The organism is Sandaracinus amylolyticus (genome assembly GCF_021631985.1).
Taxonomy (GTDB): domain Bacteria; phylum Myxococcota_A; class Polyangia; order Polyangiales; family Sandaracinaceae; genus Sandaracinus; species Sandaracinus amylolyticus_A.
Map to the genome: position 1 here is coordinate 6,708,339 of NZ_CP070225.1, position 15,446 is coordinate 6,723,784.

Here is a 15,446-nt window from a genome sequence, read left to right on the forward strand (position 1 = left end):
TCAGCGACCCAGCCGCGGGAAGCGCGAGGTACGCGACGTCTCGGCCTCGAGCGTGCGCGCTCGCGCGACGTACTCCTGCGCGAGCTCGTCGTCGCGATGCGCGAGGAGCTCGAGCAGCGAGCGCAGCGCGGTGAGCTCCGCCTCCGCGTCCTCGCGCTGTCGCGCCCGCCGCACCCGCGCGACCAGGCGCGCCGCGCGCTCCTCGAGCTCGGTGCGGAGCTCGTCGCCCTCGGCGCGCAGCGCGTCGGCACCGAGCTCGTCGCCGACGTGCTCGGCGCACGCCGCCGCGCGCGCGAACGTCTCGACCGCGCGCACTCCGTCCTGCACGTCGAACGCGCGTTGCTCTCGAAGCGCGCGCGCGGCGAGCGAGAGCTCGAGCGTGCGCCGTCCCGCGCGCTCCTCCTGATCGCACGATGCCGCGAGATCCTCGTCGAACAGCGCGGGGCGCGACGAGCCCGGCGCATCCTCCGCCGCGGCCGCGCGCGCGCCACGACGTCCGATCACGAGCGTCGCGAGCGACGCCACGATCACCATCGCGACCGCAGCCGAGAGCCCGCGCATCCAGTACGCGCGCATGCCGGGCCCTTCGATGCGCTCGAACGTGATGCGCGCATCGCCGAGCGCGACCGCGCGCCCGTAGGGCGCACGGACCGGCGTCTCGTCCGGCGTCGCGAGCGGCGTGAAGCTCACCGCGTCCCGCGCGAGCTCGATCCGCGCGTGCTCCCACTCGACGCGGCGCGCCCCGATCAGCGCGACGTCGCAGGTCGGCGCGCGGCCGATCGTCACCGGCGAGCGCGCGATCTCGAACGTGTCGCGGGTGCCGTCCTCGTAGTCCACGTGAGCCCGAGCTCGGATGCGCATCACAGTCCCTCCGCGATCGAGAGCGCCATCGGCCCGAGAACGAGCAACATGATGGCGCCGAACACCAACGTGAGCGGCGCGAGGAGCGCGAGGCTCGCGCGCGCCGCCGCTTCTTCCACCGCGACACCGCGTCGCTGGCGGAGCACCGACGCCTGCACCGCGAGCGCATCGGCGAGCGGGCTGCCCTTCTCTTCCGCGCGCAGCGCCGCGTTCACGAGATCACGCACCGGGCGGGTCGGCACGCGCTCGGCGAGGCGCGCGAGCGCCGCGCTGCGCGTCGATCCGAGCTGCAGCTCCTCGAGCATGCGCGTGAGCTCGTCGTGGAGCGGCGAGCCCGCGGCGACCGCGTCGGAGAGCGTCGTGCGCACCGCGCCGACGAAGTCCATGCCCGCGCTCATGCAGAGCGCCATGACCTCGACGCAGCCCGGCAGCGCGCGGGTGATCGTGCGCTCGCGATGGGTGCGCGCTTCACGGAGGATCGAGAGCGGATGCGCGGCGCCGACCATCGTCGCGAGGGGCACCAGCGCGATCGGCACGCGCGGCACCATCGCGCACGCGAGCAGCGCGCCGAGGGTCGCGAGGGTGGACATCACGATCGCCGTGGCGACGAGCTCCGACGCGATCCATCCGTGCGGCGAGCCGGCGCGGGCCAGCGCCTCTTCGGCGCGCACGCCGAGCGATCCCAGCCGCGACGGCGGGAGCCATGCCGCGACGTGGCGCACGAGCGGGTCGATCCACCGCATCACCCCGCCCGCCGCGATGCTGCGTGCGCGGATGATCCCGCGATGGCCCGCGCGTGCATCGGCGAGCGGGGGCTCCGACGCGACGAGCATCGACGCCAGCACGAATCCGATCGCGGCGAGCGCGAGCCCGTAGGTCAGCCAGGCGAGCGAGGTCGTCATCACGTCACACCTCCAGCGAGAGCACCGAGCGCGCGGTGAAGATCGCGGCGAGCCAGAGCGCGATCGCGAGCGCGAGCACGATCCCGCCGATGAGCCCCTCGAAGAGCGGATCGAAGTACCCCGGGCTGAGCGCGCGCAGCGCGAGGGCGATCGCGAGCGGGAGCGCGCCGAGCACCCAGATCTGACCCTTGCCCTCCGCGGTCTTGCTGCGGATCACCCCCTCGAGCCGCGCGATCTCGCGGAGCTGTCGCGCGTTGCTCTCGAGCAGCGCGGGGAGCTCGCCGCCGGTGCGCCGGCCCACGAGCAGCAGCGCGACCACGCCGGTGATCATCGGGCTGCGGATGCGCTCCGAGAGACGTCGCAGCGCGTCGTCGAGCGAGGCACCGAGCTCGCACTCGACGAGGAGGACCTCGAGCTCTTCCGACATCGCGCCGGTCGAGAGGCGCGACGCGTACGCGAGCGCGCCGCCGATCGATCCGTCGGTGCGCAGCGAGCTCGCCATCGCGGTGAGCCATGCCTCGACGTCGTTCTCGACCGCGGTGACGCGCGCCGCGCGCGCCTTCTGGAGGTGCAGCGCGGGACCGATCAGGAGGAACGGTACCACCAGCAGGAACACCGGCTGTCCGCTCGCCATCGCCAGCGAGAGCGCGCCCACGACGCCGACCGTCTGCGCGATCAGCACCGCACGCGCCGACATCCGAGCGCGCACGAACGCCAGGTCCACCGAGAGCGCGGCCTCACGCGCGCGCCACCACCGCGCGGGGAGCGCGTCGGGATCGACCAGCGTCGAGTACGTCGCGATCGCGACCCCGACCGCGAGCAGCGCGACGCCGAGCACGAAGTTGCGGTCCATCGTCGTCGCTCCTTCAGCGGATGCTCGAGGGCACGTCGCTGCGCGCGCGGCGGCGGCGGCGCTCGGCCGCGACCAGCACGTCGGCGTCGGTCACCGGATCGCCCATCGAGAGCATGGGCTCGACGTCGTCGGGGTTGCGCAGCACGAGGTGCAGATCACCGGTCGACTGCGCGTGCACGAGGCGCTGCGCTTCGTCGACGGTCGCCGCGACCGTGACCTGCTGCGCCGAGGTCGCGCCGCAGCGCGAGGGCGAGCTCGGGTCGAGCGTGCCCGCGACCGCGAGCACCAGGACGTTCTCGAGCAGCTGCGCGGTGACGCGCTCCTCGCTTCCGAGGCGCGGCGCGAAGTGCAGCACGTCGACGCGATCACCCGGGCGCAAGAGACCGGTGAAGGCCGAGGTCGCGTGCACGCGGACCGTCACCGCGCGCCGTCCTTCGCCGATCACCGCGGCGAGCCGCGCGGCCGCGACCGCCTCGTCGTCGACGTCGTTCCACAGCAGCGCCTCACCGGCGCGGAGCGCGCTCACCGCGCGCAGTCCGACCACGGTCTCGGTGTCCTCGAAGGGCACGTGGCGCTCTTCGACGTAGGCGCGCGGGATGGTGCGCACCGCGAGCACGTCGCGCGTCAGCACCGCGCCCGGCGCGAGGTCGCGCGTGACCGCGACCACGCGGACCGGCTCACCGCCTTGGGCCTCGCGCCGCACGCGCGCGAACGCGGCGAAGCAGAGCGCGGCACCGATGCCTGCGACGAGGAGAGAGAGGAGCAGCGCTCGGAGCTTCACGGGGAGACCTCCTGTTCGTTCGTGGGCGTCGTGAGGACGGCGATCGCGATCTCGCCGCCCTCGTCGCGGCTCGCGATCACCGCGACCACCGCACCGTCGCGCTCGGCGACGATCGATCCTTCACCGCGGGCGTCGGACCACGCCGCGTGCGTGTGCTCGTGCCATCCGCGCCGCGCGAGATCGGCGCGGTACTCGTTCAGCACCTCGCCGGCGTCGCGCGTCACCGAGTACGCGGCGATGCCGTAGGGACGCGCCTCGACGTCCGCCGAGAGCAGCCGGCGCATCCCGGCAGGACGGGCGACGATCGCAGGATCCGCGCCCGGCGCATCGCCTTCCGCAGGGAACATCTCGAGGGGCCGCACCGGGCCCGCGCTCTCGACCGTGACCACGTGGGTGCCGGTCTCCGACGCGCGCGCGTACACGTAGTGCAGCGTGCCGATCGACGTGAGGTCGCCGGTGTCGAGGAAGCGCTGGGCGAGCAGCGCGACGCTCTCGGGCGTCATCTCCATGCGCATGCCGAAGCACGCGACGTAGCCGCGGGTCTCGCCCTGCGCGCGCACCACCGGAGAGAGCGCCTCGCCGTCGCGACCGAGCGTCTCCTGGAGCTGCTCCTCGAGCCGTCCGTCGCGCTCGCGGCAGCGCGCGTCGGCGCCGTCGAGCACGTCCTCGAGCGACGCGTCGTGCATCGCGGTCGTGATGCGGAGGCGCGCGCCGTTGAGCTGCAGCACCTCCGACGAGAGCAGCGCGCCGCGATCGAGCCGCGCGAGATCGGCGCCGAGCCCGAGCAGCGCCTCGTCGACGTCGGCGCGCACGCGCCCGAGGCACCACACGATGCCGACCGCCCACACCACGACGAGGTAGATCGCGAGGCGCGCGAGCCCGCGGCGATCGACGCGCGCAGCCAGGCTCAGCATCCGAGCGGCCCTCCGAGGCCGATGCTCGACACCGCGCTGCAGAACACGTCGCGCGCGACCGTCTCGATGGTGCGCTCGCGCTCGTTGCACACGCCGAGCGCGCTCGCCTCCATCTCGCGCGGAGGCGCGGGGAAGAGCGGCGTGCTCTGCGCGGTCGCGGTCGCGGAGAGGCGCACGGTACGCCCGAAGATCGCCTCGCCGGTCGAGCCCAGCCCGGGGATCGGGAAGGAGCTCTGCATCTCCTGCACCGACGCGACCGCATCGGCGAGCGCGGGATCACCACCGTCGTCGGCCGCGCCGCCGCCGGTCTCGCGGCACTCGGGTGGCAGCGTCTCGCAGCCGCCGTTCGCGTAGGCCCACGCGCACTCGCGGGCCCGCAGCGACGCGTCCATGCGCGCCGCGTGCACGCCGTGGAGGTACACGACGCCGCCCGCGAGCAGCACGAACACGGGGATCACCAGGACCGCCTCGGCATAGGCCGCGCCGCGCGTGTCGCGCAGCAGCGATCGTTCGACGTCTCGTCGCATCACCGCACCTCGACGAGGCCCTTTCGCAGCCGGCGTGCCACGCGGATCGTGCGGATCGAGGGGTGGGCATCGCCGCGATCGAGGTGGGCATCGGGTGGGCATCGGCGATCTCGACCCGATGCCCATGCGCACGAAACGCGACGAGCGGAGCACGGGCCCCGCTCGTCGTGATGGCGTCACGGCTGGCGCCAGCGCGGGGGCCAGTCGTCGAAGTCGCCGAGCTCCTGGCCGTCGACGAAGAGCGTGTGCAGCGGCTCGTCGGGGAAGTCGTTCAGGCGCAGTCGCAGGGCGTGCCCCTCGTGCTCGGCGGCGAACGGGAAGTCGAGGTCGCCGGTGGTGCGCCAGGTGATTTCGTTGGAGGTCCAACGATCGAACGCCGACTTCGTCATCGTGCCTCTCCTTCGTCGCCCTCGCCGGGGCGCGGTCGTGGTGGGCGACCGTCGAAGTGCTCGTTGAACCGCTCGTTCGTGCGCTGCGAGCTGTCGATGATCCCTTGGTACACCTCGTCGTCGCTGCGCCCGCGACCTCGACCGCGCCGCACCAGATCGTCGAACGAGGGCCCGCCCGTCCGGCCGTACGTGCAGATGTCGCGCAGCTGGAGGAACGCGACCGACATGCAGTTCCCCATCATGCGCCGCGCGCGCATGCGCGCATCGTGTCGCGCGTCGTAGGCCGCGCGTGCACGTTCTTCGAGCGACGCGCCCCGCCGCTCGAGCTCACGATCGCGCTCCGCGATCTGCGCGATCCGATCGTTGTACCAGCGGCGGACCTCGGAGTTCGTCCGCGGTCGATCGCGATCGTCGTCAGGCCCGGCGCGCGGCGTGTCTCCGCGATCGTCGGGCCCGGATCGCGGCGAGTCGGTGCGGTCGCGATCTCGATCTCGATCTCGATCGCGATCGCGCCGTCGATCGGGATCGCCGAGATCGGGCGAGAAGTCGGGCGCCCCAGGTCGTCCGTCGAGCCCATCGTCGACACCGGGGACGCGGCTGTCGTCGAGCGGCGCGCTCGCATCGCCGACGAACGACGAGCTCGTCGCCGCGCCGAGCCCGGCGACGCCGATCGCGCCCGCGACCGCGAGCGCGCCGACGAGCAGCAGTTGTTCGATGCCGAGCTGCCCTCGGGTGTCCGAGAGCGCTCGTGTCCATGGAGGAGTCTTCCGTCGCATGGCGCCACGCTCAGCAGCGCACGTGCCGTGGATGCCCACTCGATCGACGGGCCGTGCCCACCCTCGCGGCGAGGTGGCGAATACGAAGCGCGAGACGGAGGTTCACCCCCTCGTGACTCGAACCCGGAACGAAGAGCCCATGTCGCAGTCTCCCCTCCACGACCACGCTCCCGTCACCCGGCGCAGCCGTTCCCGCCGGCGCCGCGCACGTCTCGCCGCGCTGGGCATCACCCTCGCGCTCGGCGGCAGCGCCGCCGCCGTGTCGGTCTCCGCACAAGAAGCGCCGCGCGCGACGCAGCCGCAGACCGCCGCAGAGCCGCCGCCGATCCCGCAGCCCCAGGCGCAGGCCGCGATCGCCGACGCCGAGCGCGTGGGCACCGCGTTCGCCGCGGTCGCCGAGCGCATCTCTCCCTCGGTCGTCTCGATCCGCGTCGAGGCGCGCATCGATCCCCGCGAGCAGATGCAGCAGCTCCCGTTCGGCATGTTCCCCGGGATGCCGCAGGAAGGCGACGACGAGCGCATCGTGCAGGGCGGCGGCTCGGGCCTCGTGATCTCCGCGGACGGCGCGATCCTCACGAACCGCCACGTCATCGAGAACGCGACGCGCATCCGCGTGCGCTTCCAGGACGGACGCGAGCTGCCCGCCACCGTCGCCGGCGTCGATCGCGCGACCGATCTCGCGGTGCTCCGCGTGCAGGCGCGCGACCTCGTGCCGCTGCGCTTCGCGAACATGGAGCGACAGCGCGTCGGCCAGTGGGTCGTCGCGATCGGCTCGCCCTTCGGGCTCGACACCACCGTCACCGCGGGCGTGCTCAGCGCGACCGGCCGCGGCGGCATCGGGATGAACGAGATCGAGGACTACATCCAGACCGACGCGAGCATCAACCCGGGCAACTCGGGCGGTCCGCTGGTGAACCTCGACGGCGAGGTCGTCGGGATCAACACGATGATCATCGGCCGCGGTCAGGGCATCGGCTTCGCGATCCCCGCCGACATGGCGGAGCGCGTCGCGCAGCAGCTGCTCGCCGAAGGCCGCGTGCGGCGCGCGTGGATCGGCGTCGGGTTCCAGGAGCTGACGCCCGAGCTCGCGGCGGACTTCGGCGTCGGATCGCGGCGCGGCGCGCTGGTGAACGAGATCGTGCCCAACGGTCCGGCGGCGCGCGCGGGCGTGCAGTCGGGCGACGTGATCGTCGCGGTCGAGGGCGTGCCGGTGCGCGAGTCGCGCGACCTGATGCGCCACGTGCTGCGCCGCCCGATCGGCGCGTCGGTGCGCATCGACGTGATGCGCGCGGGACGTGCGGTGCAGCTCGCGCTGACGACCGCGGAGCGACCCGATCCGCGCGACACGACCCCGCAGGAGCTCGGCGGTCGCGACGCGCGCCCGACGCGCGACGACGGGACGTGGGGGCTCTCGCTGCTCCCGCTCACGCCGCAGCTCGCGCGCGAGGTCGGCCACGCCGGACCGCAGGGCGCGGTGGTCGCGCGGGTGCGCCAGGGCAGCCCCGCGGAGCGCGCCGGGCTGGAGCGCGGGGACGTCATCGTCGAGGCCGATCGCGGCGCGGTGCGCGGGCCCGGCGAGGTCGAGAACGCAGCGCGCGACGGACGCGCCCTGCTGCGCGTGGCGCGCGGCGAGCGCTCGTTCTTCACGGTGATGCACCGGGAGTGAGTCCTCACCGGAGTGCTCGTCCCGCAGGTCCCGAACGGGAGCGCGCGAAGCGCGCGGACGGTAGGGACCGGCGGGCGAGCCGATTTGAGTCCTCACCGGAGTGCTCGTCCCGCAGGTCCCGAACGGGAGCGCGCGAAGCGCGCGGACGGTAGGGACCGGCGGGCGAGCCGATTTGAGTCCTCACCGGAGTGCTCGTCCCGCAGGTCCCGAACGGGAGCGCGCGAAGCGCGCGGACGGTAGGGACCGGCGGGCGAGCCGATCTTTTTCGACAGTCTTCGATCGCGCGATGAACGCCCTCGCCGTGCGGGCGAGGGCGTTCGTCGATCCCCCGTGGTAAAGAGCGCGCGCGTGAGCGACCGCGACGACGACGACCGCGTCGAGACGCCGCCCGAGGGCGCGACGTGCGGCGAGCATCCCGAGCGTCCCGCGCTCGCCCTGTGCCCGCGCTGCGGCGGCTACGCGTGCCTCGCTTGCTGGCACCACCCGATCCGCCGGTGCCATGCGTGCCTGATGCGCGATCCCGCGTCGGCCGCGCCGCCGATCGCGTGGGAGGACACGTCGCGCTCGGCGCCCGCGCGCTTCGTCGCGACGCTCGCGAGCGCCCTGCGCCCGGTGAGCAGCGCCCCCGCGTTCGCGCGCAGCGGAGTCGGTGCGGCGTGGCTCTTCTTCGCGCTCTCGTTCGTGCCGCTCGCGCTCGCGTCCGAGATCGTCGAGATGACGAGCACGCTGCTCTTCGGCGCGATGCAGGTCGAGGTGATCGGCGGCGCCGATGCGAGCGCGATCACGATCGACGTGGCGCGCGCGATGGGCCTCGGGCTCGTGCTGTCGAGCGTGCAGCTCGCGGCGTTCGCCCTGCCCTACGTGAGCCTCGCCCGCTCGTACGCGCCCTCGTCGGCGCCTCCCGACGCGCCGCTGCGCGTGGTGCTCTACCGCGCGTTCCTGCTCCCGCTGGGCACCGTCGCGGTCTCGCTGCTCTTCTGGATGTCGCCCGCGGACCCCCACGTCGACACGTTCCTCACGATCAAGGGGCTGCTCGTCGTGGTGCCGCTCGCCCTCCTCTTCGTGTCGCTGCGATCGACCGCGCGCATGGCGAGCGGCGTCGGGCCGATCGCGTCGTTCGTCGTGGTGATCGTCGCGTTCGCCTCGATGGAGGTCGCGAGCTTCTACATCGAGTCGACGGTCACGTCGCTGCGCCCGCCGCCGCCTCCGAGCGTCGCGGCGGACGAAGCGACCGGATCGCGATAGGGTGCGCGCGATGACGCGGACGTTCTTCCTGTGGATCGCGATGCTCGCGTCGTGCAGCGGATCGCGCGGCACGAGCACGCCCGCGCAGGACGCGCCCGAGACGTCGGCGCCCACCGCGAGCAGCACCAGCGCGACCACCGCGTCTGATCACGGCTCGACCGAGGCACCGGTCGAGACCGGGCCTGCGCCGGTGCTCGCGATCCGCGGCACCCCGGCGCGCGCCGGTCGCGAGGTCGCCATCGTCATCGAGAACCGCGGCACCGAGCTCGCGCGCGTCTCGCCGCGCCTGGTGCTCGAGCGCGCGTCGAGCGAGGGCCGCTTCGCGCGCGTCGATGCGACCGAGCTCGCGCTGCGTCCTTCGTGCGAGCGCGAGGCCCCGACGTGTGTGGAGCTCGCGCCGGGCGCGGCGCTGCACCCGCCCGCGTGGCTCGGCACCACCGGCGACGCGCAGTGCGCGTGCGAGCGCTGCGTGCCCGCGGAGCCCGGCACCTATCGCTTCGTCGCGACGAGCTGCGGCGGCGCCCATCGTCTCGAGGGCGAGCCCTTCGAGATCGTCACCCGCTGATCGTCACATCAGCCCGTCGTCGCGCGCTGCCTCGGCGAACCGCGGATCGAGGGCGATCGCGCGGCGCAGGCGATCCTCGGCGGCCGTGCGCTGACCGAGCTCGGCGTACGCGAGGGCGGCGTGATAACAGGGCTCGGCCCACCCGGGTGCCAGCGCGATCGCGTGCTCGAGCGCCATCGCGGCCCGATCGTGCGCGCCGAGCATCGAGCAGGTGCGCCCGAGCGCCTCCCATCCCTGCGCGTGCGCGGGCAGCGCCGTGACCACCATCTCGAAGGCGCGCGCCGCATCGGGATAACGCTGCAGCTCGAAGAGGAGCTCCCCGATCACGAAGCGGTACGCGCCGAGCGCGATCGGCGCACACACGATCGCGCGCTCGTACCACCCGATCGCCTCCTCGTAGCGACCCTCCGACGAGAGCTGATCGGCGAACGCGACGAGCCGCCTGCCCTCCGCCTCGTCCTCCATGCGCACCGCGATGATAGCGCGCACGGCCGATGGCGCGGCGGTTGCGGTAGATTGCCCACGTGGACTTCACACAGCTCAACCCGCAGGAGCGCCTCGCGCTCGCCGCGCTGGTCCGCACGATGGTGCGCCTCGACCGCAGCTACTCGAGCGAAGAGTCGCAGCGCCTCCACGCGATCGCCGAGGAGCTCGGCGATCCCGAGGCGTTCTGGGACGAGATCGAGCGCGCCGAGCAGAACGTGAGCGACGGCGAGAAGCTCGAGGCGGTCACGCGTGCCGTCACGCGCCCCGAGGCGCGCGAGCTGATCGTCGACGTGCTCGAGTCGGTCGCGGCCGCGGAGGTCGAGAGCCCCGCCGAGCAGAAGATGCTCGCCGACCTGCGCGCGCTCTGGAACATGCCCGCCCCGGCGTGAGCCGGCGCGAGGCGGTGCGCCTCAGGGCAGTGCTGACTCGCACACGTGACGGAACGCGTCGCCGCAGTCGACGTCGTTCCACCGCCCGTTGTCGCGCATCTGGACGCAGTCCTCGCCGAGGAAGTCGTCGGGCTGGCCGCTCGCCCACGTCGCGAACAGCTCCGACGTGCCGTTCCTCCAGGCGGTGCGTCGGTCGACCCACACGAACGTGCGCTCGGTGTCGCGGTCGTCGAGCCCGATGAGGAAGTCGTTGCCCCGCGTGCGCTGCTCGGTGCGCACGAACGCGTTCTCGTCCGCGTCGTCGATCACCACGAGGTCGTACCCGCGCGCCGCGCAGAACGCGCGCGCATCCACGTAATTGCGGTGCGTCGTGCAGAACAGGTAGGAGCGACCGCGCGCGCCGAGCACACGATCGCAGCCGCAGTCGCCCGCGCCTTCGTCGACGAGATCGTCGCAGTCCTGGTCGCGTCCGTCGCAGCGCTCGGGCATGCCCGGCGCGCACGGGACGACGCCGGCATCGCCGGGGCCGCCGTCGAGATCGGGACCGGCGTCGGCGAGCGCGGCGTCGATCGGCTCGTCGCGGCCCGCGTCCTCGGGCGCCCCGGCGTCCTCGACCGAGCCTCCGTCGGCGGGATGCTCACCACCGTCGAGCGCGAGCGCGGCGTCGAGGTCGCCGTTGGGGTCGGCATCGTTCGGACCGCCGTTGGGCTCGCCCGCCACCGACACACGCTCGAGCGAGCACCCAGCTGTCCCGAGGACGAGGGAGAGGACGAGCACGCCGCTCGATCGCGCGAAGCACCGCACGTGCGCAGCGTGGCGGCCGCGGGCCGCGCGATCAACCCCGGGCGAGCGCGCGACGCTCGGCGTCGGCGCGACGACCCGCCTCGAGCACGCGCTCCGGCGGCTGCTTCAGGTTCCACACGAGCCCGACCTTCTCCATCGCGACGAGCAGGTAGTAGGTCAGGTCGATCTCCCACCAATAGAAGCCCTGGCGCGCCGAGCTCATGTAGTGGTGGTGGTTGTTGTGCCAGCCCTCGCCCATCGTGAGGATCGCGAGGAACGGGTTGTTGCGGCTGTCGTCCTTCGTCTCGAAGCGACGCGTGCCCCAGACGTGCGCGAGGCTGTTGATGAAGAACGTGCCGTGCCACGTGAACACGGTGCTCAGGAAGAACCCGATGAAGAGCCCGCTCCAGCCGAAGAAGAGCCACACGAGGAAGCCCGTCACGATCGGCGGCACGAGGTAGTACTTCTCGAGCCACACGAGCTCGGGGAACTTCGCGAGGTCCTTCACGCGGTTCCACTCGGTCTTGTCGCTGCCCGAGAAGAGCCAGCCGAGGTGCGCGTGGAGGAAGCCGTGCTGGCGCGGCGAGTGGAGGTCGCGCTCGCTGTCGGAGTAGAGGTGGTGCGCGCGGTGGTGCGAGGCCCACCAGATCGCGCCCTTCTGCGAGGTCGACTGGGCGATCCACGCGAGGACGAACTGCATCGGGCGGCTCGTCTCGAACGCGCGGTGCGAGAAGTAGCGGTGGTAGCCCGCGGTCACGCCGAACACGCGGATCCAGTAGAGCGCGATGCAGACGACGACCGCCTGCCAGGTGACGCCCGACCAGAGCGCGCCGAGCACCGCGACGTGGCAGAGGATGAAGGGCACCGACGCGAGCCAGTCGTAGCGATGACGCGACCGCTCGGTCGGGATCGCGGTCGGGGGCGTCGCGTCCGTCTCGGACGGCGCGAACACCGCGTCGGGGGTCAGGGTCGCAGTCGGCACCGCGCTCGGAGGCATGCCCGCATGATGCGGATCGCCCCATCGTCACGCCGTCACGGTTCGGTCAGCCAGTGTCACGGTTCGGTCAACGCGTGTGCTGGATCGGGTGCCGAATGCCCCTGCGCACGGTCGACGTGGCGTGGACGCGCCCGTCGCGCTCGCCGCGCACGTCGGCGCGCAGCTCGAACGACCAGGTCGAGGCGCGCGCGACCTCCTCGGACATGCCGTCGAAGAGCACCTCGATCGCGACGTCCTGTCCGGGCGCGACCGCGATCGTCCGGCCCGCGTCACGCGAGCCCACGAGCACCGCGCGGATCGGCAGCGGCAGGCGCATGTTCGGCAGCAGACACACCAGCGCCTCGATGCGCACCTGAACCGGCATCGAGCCGCCGTTGTGGAGCGTGAAGAACGCGTGGGTGGGCGCGCCGGTCGTGGTGACCATCGAGTCCTGGCCGCGGATCGTGAGGAGCGGCGGCGGGCTCGGGACGAGATCGGCGTGCGCGAGCGAGGGGGACAGCGAGAGCGCGAGGAGCCCGAGGAGCGCGGCGCGTCGATGCATGCCCTTCATACGTCGCGCGGCGGAGGATCCTTGGGCGCGCGCAAGAGCGCGCGGAGCGTCTCGATGGTGTCGGCTTCCTCGACCGGTTTGTCGCGACGCCAGCGCGCGATGCGCGGGAAGCGCACCGCGACGCCCGAGCGATGGCGCGTCGAGGGCGCGATGCCCTCGAAGGCGAGCTCGAACACGTGCAGCGGCTCGACCACGCGCACCGGACCGTGGCGATCGAGGGTGTTGCGTCGGATCCAGCGATCGAGCTCGGCGATCTCCTCGTCCTCGAGGCCCGAGTACGCCTTCGCGAACGGGACGAGCTCGCGGTTCTCGTCGAACACGGCGAACGTGTAGTCGGTGAACAGGTTCGAGCGCTTGCCCGAGCCGGGCTGCGCGTAGACGAGCACCGCGTCCACCGAGTACGGCTCGATCTTCCACTTCCAGAATTCGCCGCGACGACGGCCCGGGCGATAGGGCGCGTCGCGATGCTTGAGCATCAGCCCCTCGGTGCCCTCCTCGCGCGAGCGGGCGCGGATCTCGGCGAGCGCGTCCCAGCTCGGCGCGTCGATCATCGGCGAGAGGCGGAGGCTCGGATCGCCACGCTCGGCGATCACACGCTCGAGCCGCGCGCGTCGCTCGTCGAACCGGCGCTCGCGCAGATCTTCGCGATCCTCCTCGAGCAGGTCGTACGCGACGAACACGACCGGCGCCTCGGCGAGCACCTTCGGGCCGAGCGCCTTGCGTCCGATGCGTCGCTGCATGATCGCGAACGGGAGCGGGCGATCGCCGCGCCACGCGATCGCTTCGCCGTCGAGCACGAGACCGTCGGGCAGCCCGCGCGCGGCGTGCACGATCTCGGGGAATCGCTCGGTGACGAGATCCTCGCCGCGCGACCAGAGCCAGAGCTCACCGGCGCGTCGCACGAGCTGACAGCGGATGCCGTCCCACTTCCATTCGGCGCGCCACGCCTCGCGCGGACCGAGCGTCTCGGGCGCTTGCTCGAGCGGCGACGCGAGCGCGAACGGATAGGGGCGCGAAGGATCTTCTTCGATCGACGCGGGCGCGACGAGACGCGCGAAGAACGCGGCGTCGGGCTCCCACGTGCCCATCATGCGATGCGCGATCACCGGCGCGGGCACGCCGCTCGCCGCCGAGACCGCGCGCTGCACGAGCAATGCGGACGCGCCGACGCGCATCTCGCCGGTGATCATCTTGGTCACGAGCATCAGCTCGGTGCGATCGAGGTCGCGCCACAGCGCGAGCACACGCGCGCGCTGCACCGGCTCGGGGAGATCGCGCAGCGCGAGGATGGCGCGGGCCCAGCTCGCGAGCGTCGTCGGACGGATCGCCGCAGGGACCTCGGGCGCGGGCTCGTCGTCGAAGAGGCTGCGCGCCGCGCGAGGATCCTTCGGCGCGATCACCGCGCGCGGCTCGGGCGGCACCTCGTAGGACACACCGGCGACGAGCAGCGCGATGATCTCCGCGAGATCGCCGACCGCGCCGTAGCACTCCTCGAAGAGCCAGCCGGGCACGCCGGTGACCTCCATCGCCCAGCCCGCCATCGCGCGCACCGGGACGAGGCGCTTGAAGCGACGACCGGTGAGGAAGAAGAGCGCCCACGCGGCATCCTCGGGCGGCGCGCCCGCGAAGTAATCGCGCATCGCGTCGACCTTCGCCTGGGTCGAGGTCGTCGCGTCGAGCCGCTCGTAGAGCCGCGCGAACGCGTGCATCAGGGTGCCTCGTCCGGCTCGGCGCCGGCCTCGCCTTCGTAACGCGTCGCGAGCACACCGGCGTCGATGCCGCGGGTCTCGCGCACGTAGCGCGCGAGCGCGTCCGCGAAGCCGTGCGTCGCGAGCACGCGCGACGCGCCGCTCTCGTCGATCGTGCGCAGCAGCGCGGGCCAGTCCGCGTGATCGCTCAGCACGAAGCCACGAGCGATCGCGCGACGACGTCGATCGCCGCGCACCTGCATCCATCCCGACGCGAACCCGCTGCGCGCCTTGGAGAACCGGCGGATCCACGAGGTGCCGCGCGCCGAGAGCGGCGAGAGCACGAGCGCCCCCTCGAGGTCCTTCTTCTTCGCGTCGGTCGCGCTGCGCAGCTCGAGCATCGGCGCCATGCCCGGGCTCGCGCGGTAGACGTCGGTGATGCCCATCATCGCGCCGTGCGCGTGGACCGGGCGATCGATCCCGCGCGCCGCGAGCTCGGCGAGGATGCGCTGCGCCTTGCCGAGCGCGTAGCAGAAGAGCAGCGCGGGCACGCCGGCGTCGCGCGCCTCGTCCCAGAACGCGACGATGTCGTCGATCACCTGCGCGGGATCGGGCCAGCGATAGATCGGCAGCGCGAAGGTCGCCTCGGTCACCAGCACGTCGCAGCGCACCGGCTCGAAGGGCGCGCAGGTCGGATCGCGATCGCGCTTGTAGTCGCCGGTGACGACCCAGATCTCGCCCGCGTGCTCGATGCGGATCTGCGCGGAGCCGAGCACGTGACCCGCGGGATGAAGCGAGACCGTCGTGTCGCCGATGCGCAGACGCTCGCCGTAGGCGAGCGTCTGGATCGTCGCGTCGTCGCCGAGCCTGCGCCGGAGGATCGGTGCGCCCTCGATCACGCTGAGGTACGAGCCCGATCCCGGTCGCGCGTGATCGCCGTGACCGTGCGTGAGCACCGCGCGCGGCACCGGCGCCCACGGGTCGACGTGGAAGCCGCCCGCAGCGCACCAGAGGCCGCGATCATCGGGCTCGAGCAACGCCATTGGGGATGGCGATATCACGAGGGAGGGCGAG

18 protein-coding genes are annotated in these 15,446 nt (G+C 72.9%); 4 read left to right on the forward strand and 14 right to left on the reverse strand.

Annotation, left to right across the window (positions count from 1 at the left end):
* The 8 genes from I5071_RS28445 to I5071_RS28480 all read right to left on the reverse strand — a co-directional run bounded on the left by I5071_RS28445 (window position 1) and on the right by I5071_RS28480 (window position 6,003).
* Window positions 1–861, reverse strand: a complete 861-nt coding sequence (locus I5071_RS28445) for an FHA domain-containing protein (protein WP_236516184.1) — start codon at window positions 859–861, stop codon at window positions 1–3.
* Window positions 861–1,763, reverse strand: coding sequence for a type II secretion system F family protein (locus I5071_RS28450; protein ID WP_236516186.1), 903 nt, complete (start codon window positions 1,761–1,763; stop codon window positions 861–863). Before I5071_RS28450 ends, I5071_RS28445 begins: the two co-directional genes overlap by 1 nt.
* Window positions 1,764–1,767: 4 nt before the next feature.
* The gene (locus I5071_RS28455; protein WP_236516188.1) at window positions 1,768–2,616 is read right to left on the reverse strand and encodes a type II secretion system F family protein; all 849 of its coding nucleotides are present in this window, start codon (window positions 2,614–2,616) and stop codon (window positions 1,768–1,770) included.
* A 13-nt stretch (window positions 2,617–2,629) separates the two neighbouring features.
* Window positions 2,630–3,397: a Flp pilus assembly protein CpaB gene (gene cpaB / locus I5071_RS28460; RefSeq protein ID WP_236516190.1), complete on the reverse strand. Its 768-nt coding sequence runs from the start codon at window positions 3,395–3,397 to the stop codon at window positions 2,630–2,632.
* The gene (locus I5071_RS28465; RefSeq protein ID WP_236516196.1) at window positions 3,394–4,311 is read right to left on the reverse strand and encodes a hypothetical protein; all 918 of its coding nucleotides are present in this window, start codon (window positions 4,309–4,311) and stop codon (window positions 3,394–3,396) included. Before I5071_RS28465 ends, cpaB begins: the two co-directional genes overlap by 4 nt.
* Entirely contained in the window at window positions 4,305–4,838 is a 534-nt protein-coding gene (locus I5071_RS28470) for a TadE/TadG family type IV pilus assembly protein (protein WP_157068706.1), read from the reverse strand. The genes I5071_RS28465 and I5071_RS28470 overlap by 7 nt, the downstream gene beginning before the upstream one ends.
* Window positions 4,839–5,014: 176 nt before the next feature.
* On the reverse strand, window positions 5,015–5,227 hold the full coding sequence (locus tag I5071_RS28475; RefSeq protein ID WP_236516198.1) for a hypothetical protein: 213 nt from the start codon (window positions 5,225–5,227) through the stop codon (window positions 5,015–5,017).
* Complete coding sequence (locus I5071_RS28480; RefSeq protein WP_236516199.1) at window positions 5,224–6,003, reverse strand: hypothetical protein; 780 nt, start codon at window positions 6,001–6,003, stop codon at window positions 5,224–5,226. Before I5071_RS28480 ends, I5071_RS28475 begins: the two co-directional genes overlap by 4 nt.
* A gap of 139 nt (window positions 6,004–6,142) precedes the next feature.
* On the opposite strand from I5071_RS28480, the gene I5071_RS28485 reads away from it, so the two are divergent.
* The 3 genes from I5071_RS28485 to I5071_RS28495 all read left to right on the forward strand — a co-directional run bounded on the left by I5071_RS28485 (window position 6,143) and on the right by I5071_RS28495 (window position 9,479).
* Window positions 6,143–7,669, forward strand: a complete 1,527-nt coding sequence (locus I5071_RS28485; protein WP_236516201.1) for a trypsin-like peptidase domain-containing protein — start codon at window positions 6,143–6,145, stop codon at window positions 7,667–7,669.
* Window positions 7,670–8,017: 348 nt separating this feature from the next.
* On the forward strand, window positions 8,018–8,914 hold the full coding sequence (locus I5071_RS28490; RefSeq protein ID WP_236516207.1) for a hypothetical protein: 897 nt from the start codon (window positions 8,018–8,020) through the stop codon (window positions 8,912–8,914).
* Between the two features lie 10 nt (window positions 8,915–8,924).
* Window positions 8,925–9,479: a hypothetical protein gene (locus I5071_RS28495; RefSeq protein WP_236516209.1), complete on the forward strand. Its 555-nt coding sequence runs from the start codon at window positions 8,925–8,927 to the stop codon at window positions 9,477–9,479.
* Window positions 9,480–9,482: 3 nt separating this feature from the next.
* Here I5071_RS28495 and I5071_RS28500 read toward each other — a convergent pair whose 3' ends face one another.
* Window positions 9,483–9,944: a tetratricopeptide repeat protein gene (locus I5071_RS28500; protein WP_236516211.1), complete on the reverse strand. Its 462-nt coding sequence runs from the start codon at window positions 9,942–9,944 to the stop codon at window positions 9,483–9,485.
* 59 nt (window positions 9,945–10,003) lie between these two features.
* Between I5071_RS28500 and I5071_RS28505 the strand changes: the two genes are divergently transcribed.
* Complete coding sequence (locus tag I5071_RS28505) at window positions 10,004–10,354, forward strand: TerB family tellurite resistance protein (protein WP_236516212.1); 351 nt, start codon at window positions 10,004–10,006, stop codon at window positions 10,352–10,354.
* A 21-nt stretch (window positions 10,355–10,375) separates the two neighbouring features.
* Here the strand turns inward: I5071_RS28505 and I5071_RS28510 are convergent, their stop codons facing one another.
* From I5071_RS28510 to I5071_RS28530, 5 genes are all read right to left on the reverse strand, one after another.
* Window positions 10,376–11,074, reverse strand: a complete 699-nt coding sequence (locus I5071_RS28510) for a C-type lectin domain-containing protein (RefSeq protein WP_236516214.1) — start codon at window positions 11,072–11,074, stop codon at window positions 10,376–10,378.
* Window positions 11,075–11,189: 115 nt separating this feature from the next.
* Window positions 11,190–12,134 carry an acyl-CoA desaturase gene (locus I5071_RS28515; RefSeq protein ID WP_236516216.1) on the reverse strand — a complete coding sequence of 315 codons (945 nt, stop codon included), beginning with the start codon at window positions 12,132–12,134 and terminating at the stop codon, window positions 11,190–11,192.
* A 67-nt stretch (window positions 12,135–12,201) separates the two neighbouring features.
* Window positions 12,202–12,675: a hypothetical protein gene (locus tag I5071_RS28520; protein WP_236516217.1), complete on the reverse strand. Its 474-nt coding sequence runs from the start codon at window positions 12,673–12,675 to the stop codon at window positions 12,202–12,204.
* A 5-nt stretch (window positions 12,676–12,680) separates the two neighbouring features.
* Window positions 12,681–14,393, reverse strand: a complete 1,713-nt coding sequence (locus I5071_RS28525) for an ATP-dependent DNA ligase (protein ID WP_236516219.1) — start codon at window positions 14,391–14,393, stop codon at window positions 12,681–12,683.
* Entirely contained in the window at window positions 14,393–15,415 is a 1,023-nt protein-coding gene (locus I5071_RS28530; protein ID WP_236516220.1) for a ligase-associated DNA damage response exonuclease, read from the reverse strand. Before I5071_RS28530 ends, I5071_RS28525 begins: the two co-directional genes overlap by 1 nt.
* Window positions 15,416–15,446 lie beyond the last annotated feature (31 nt).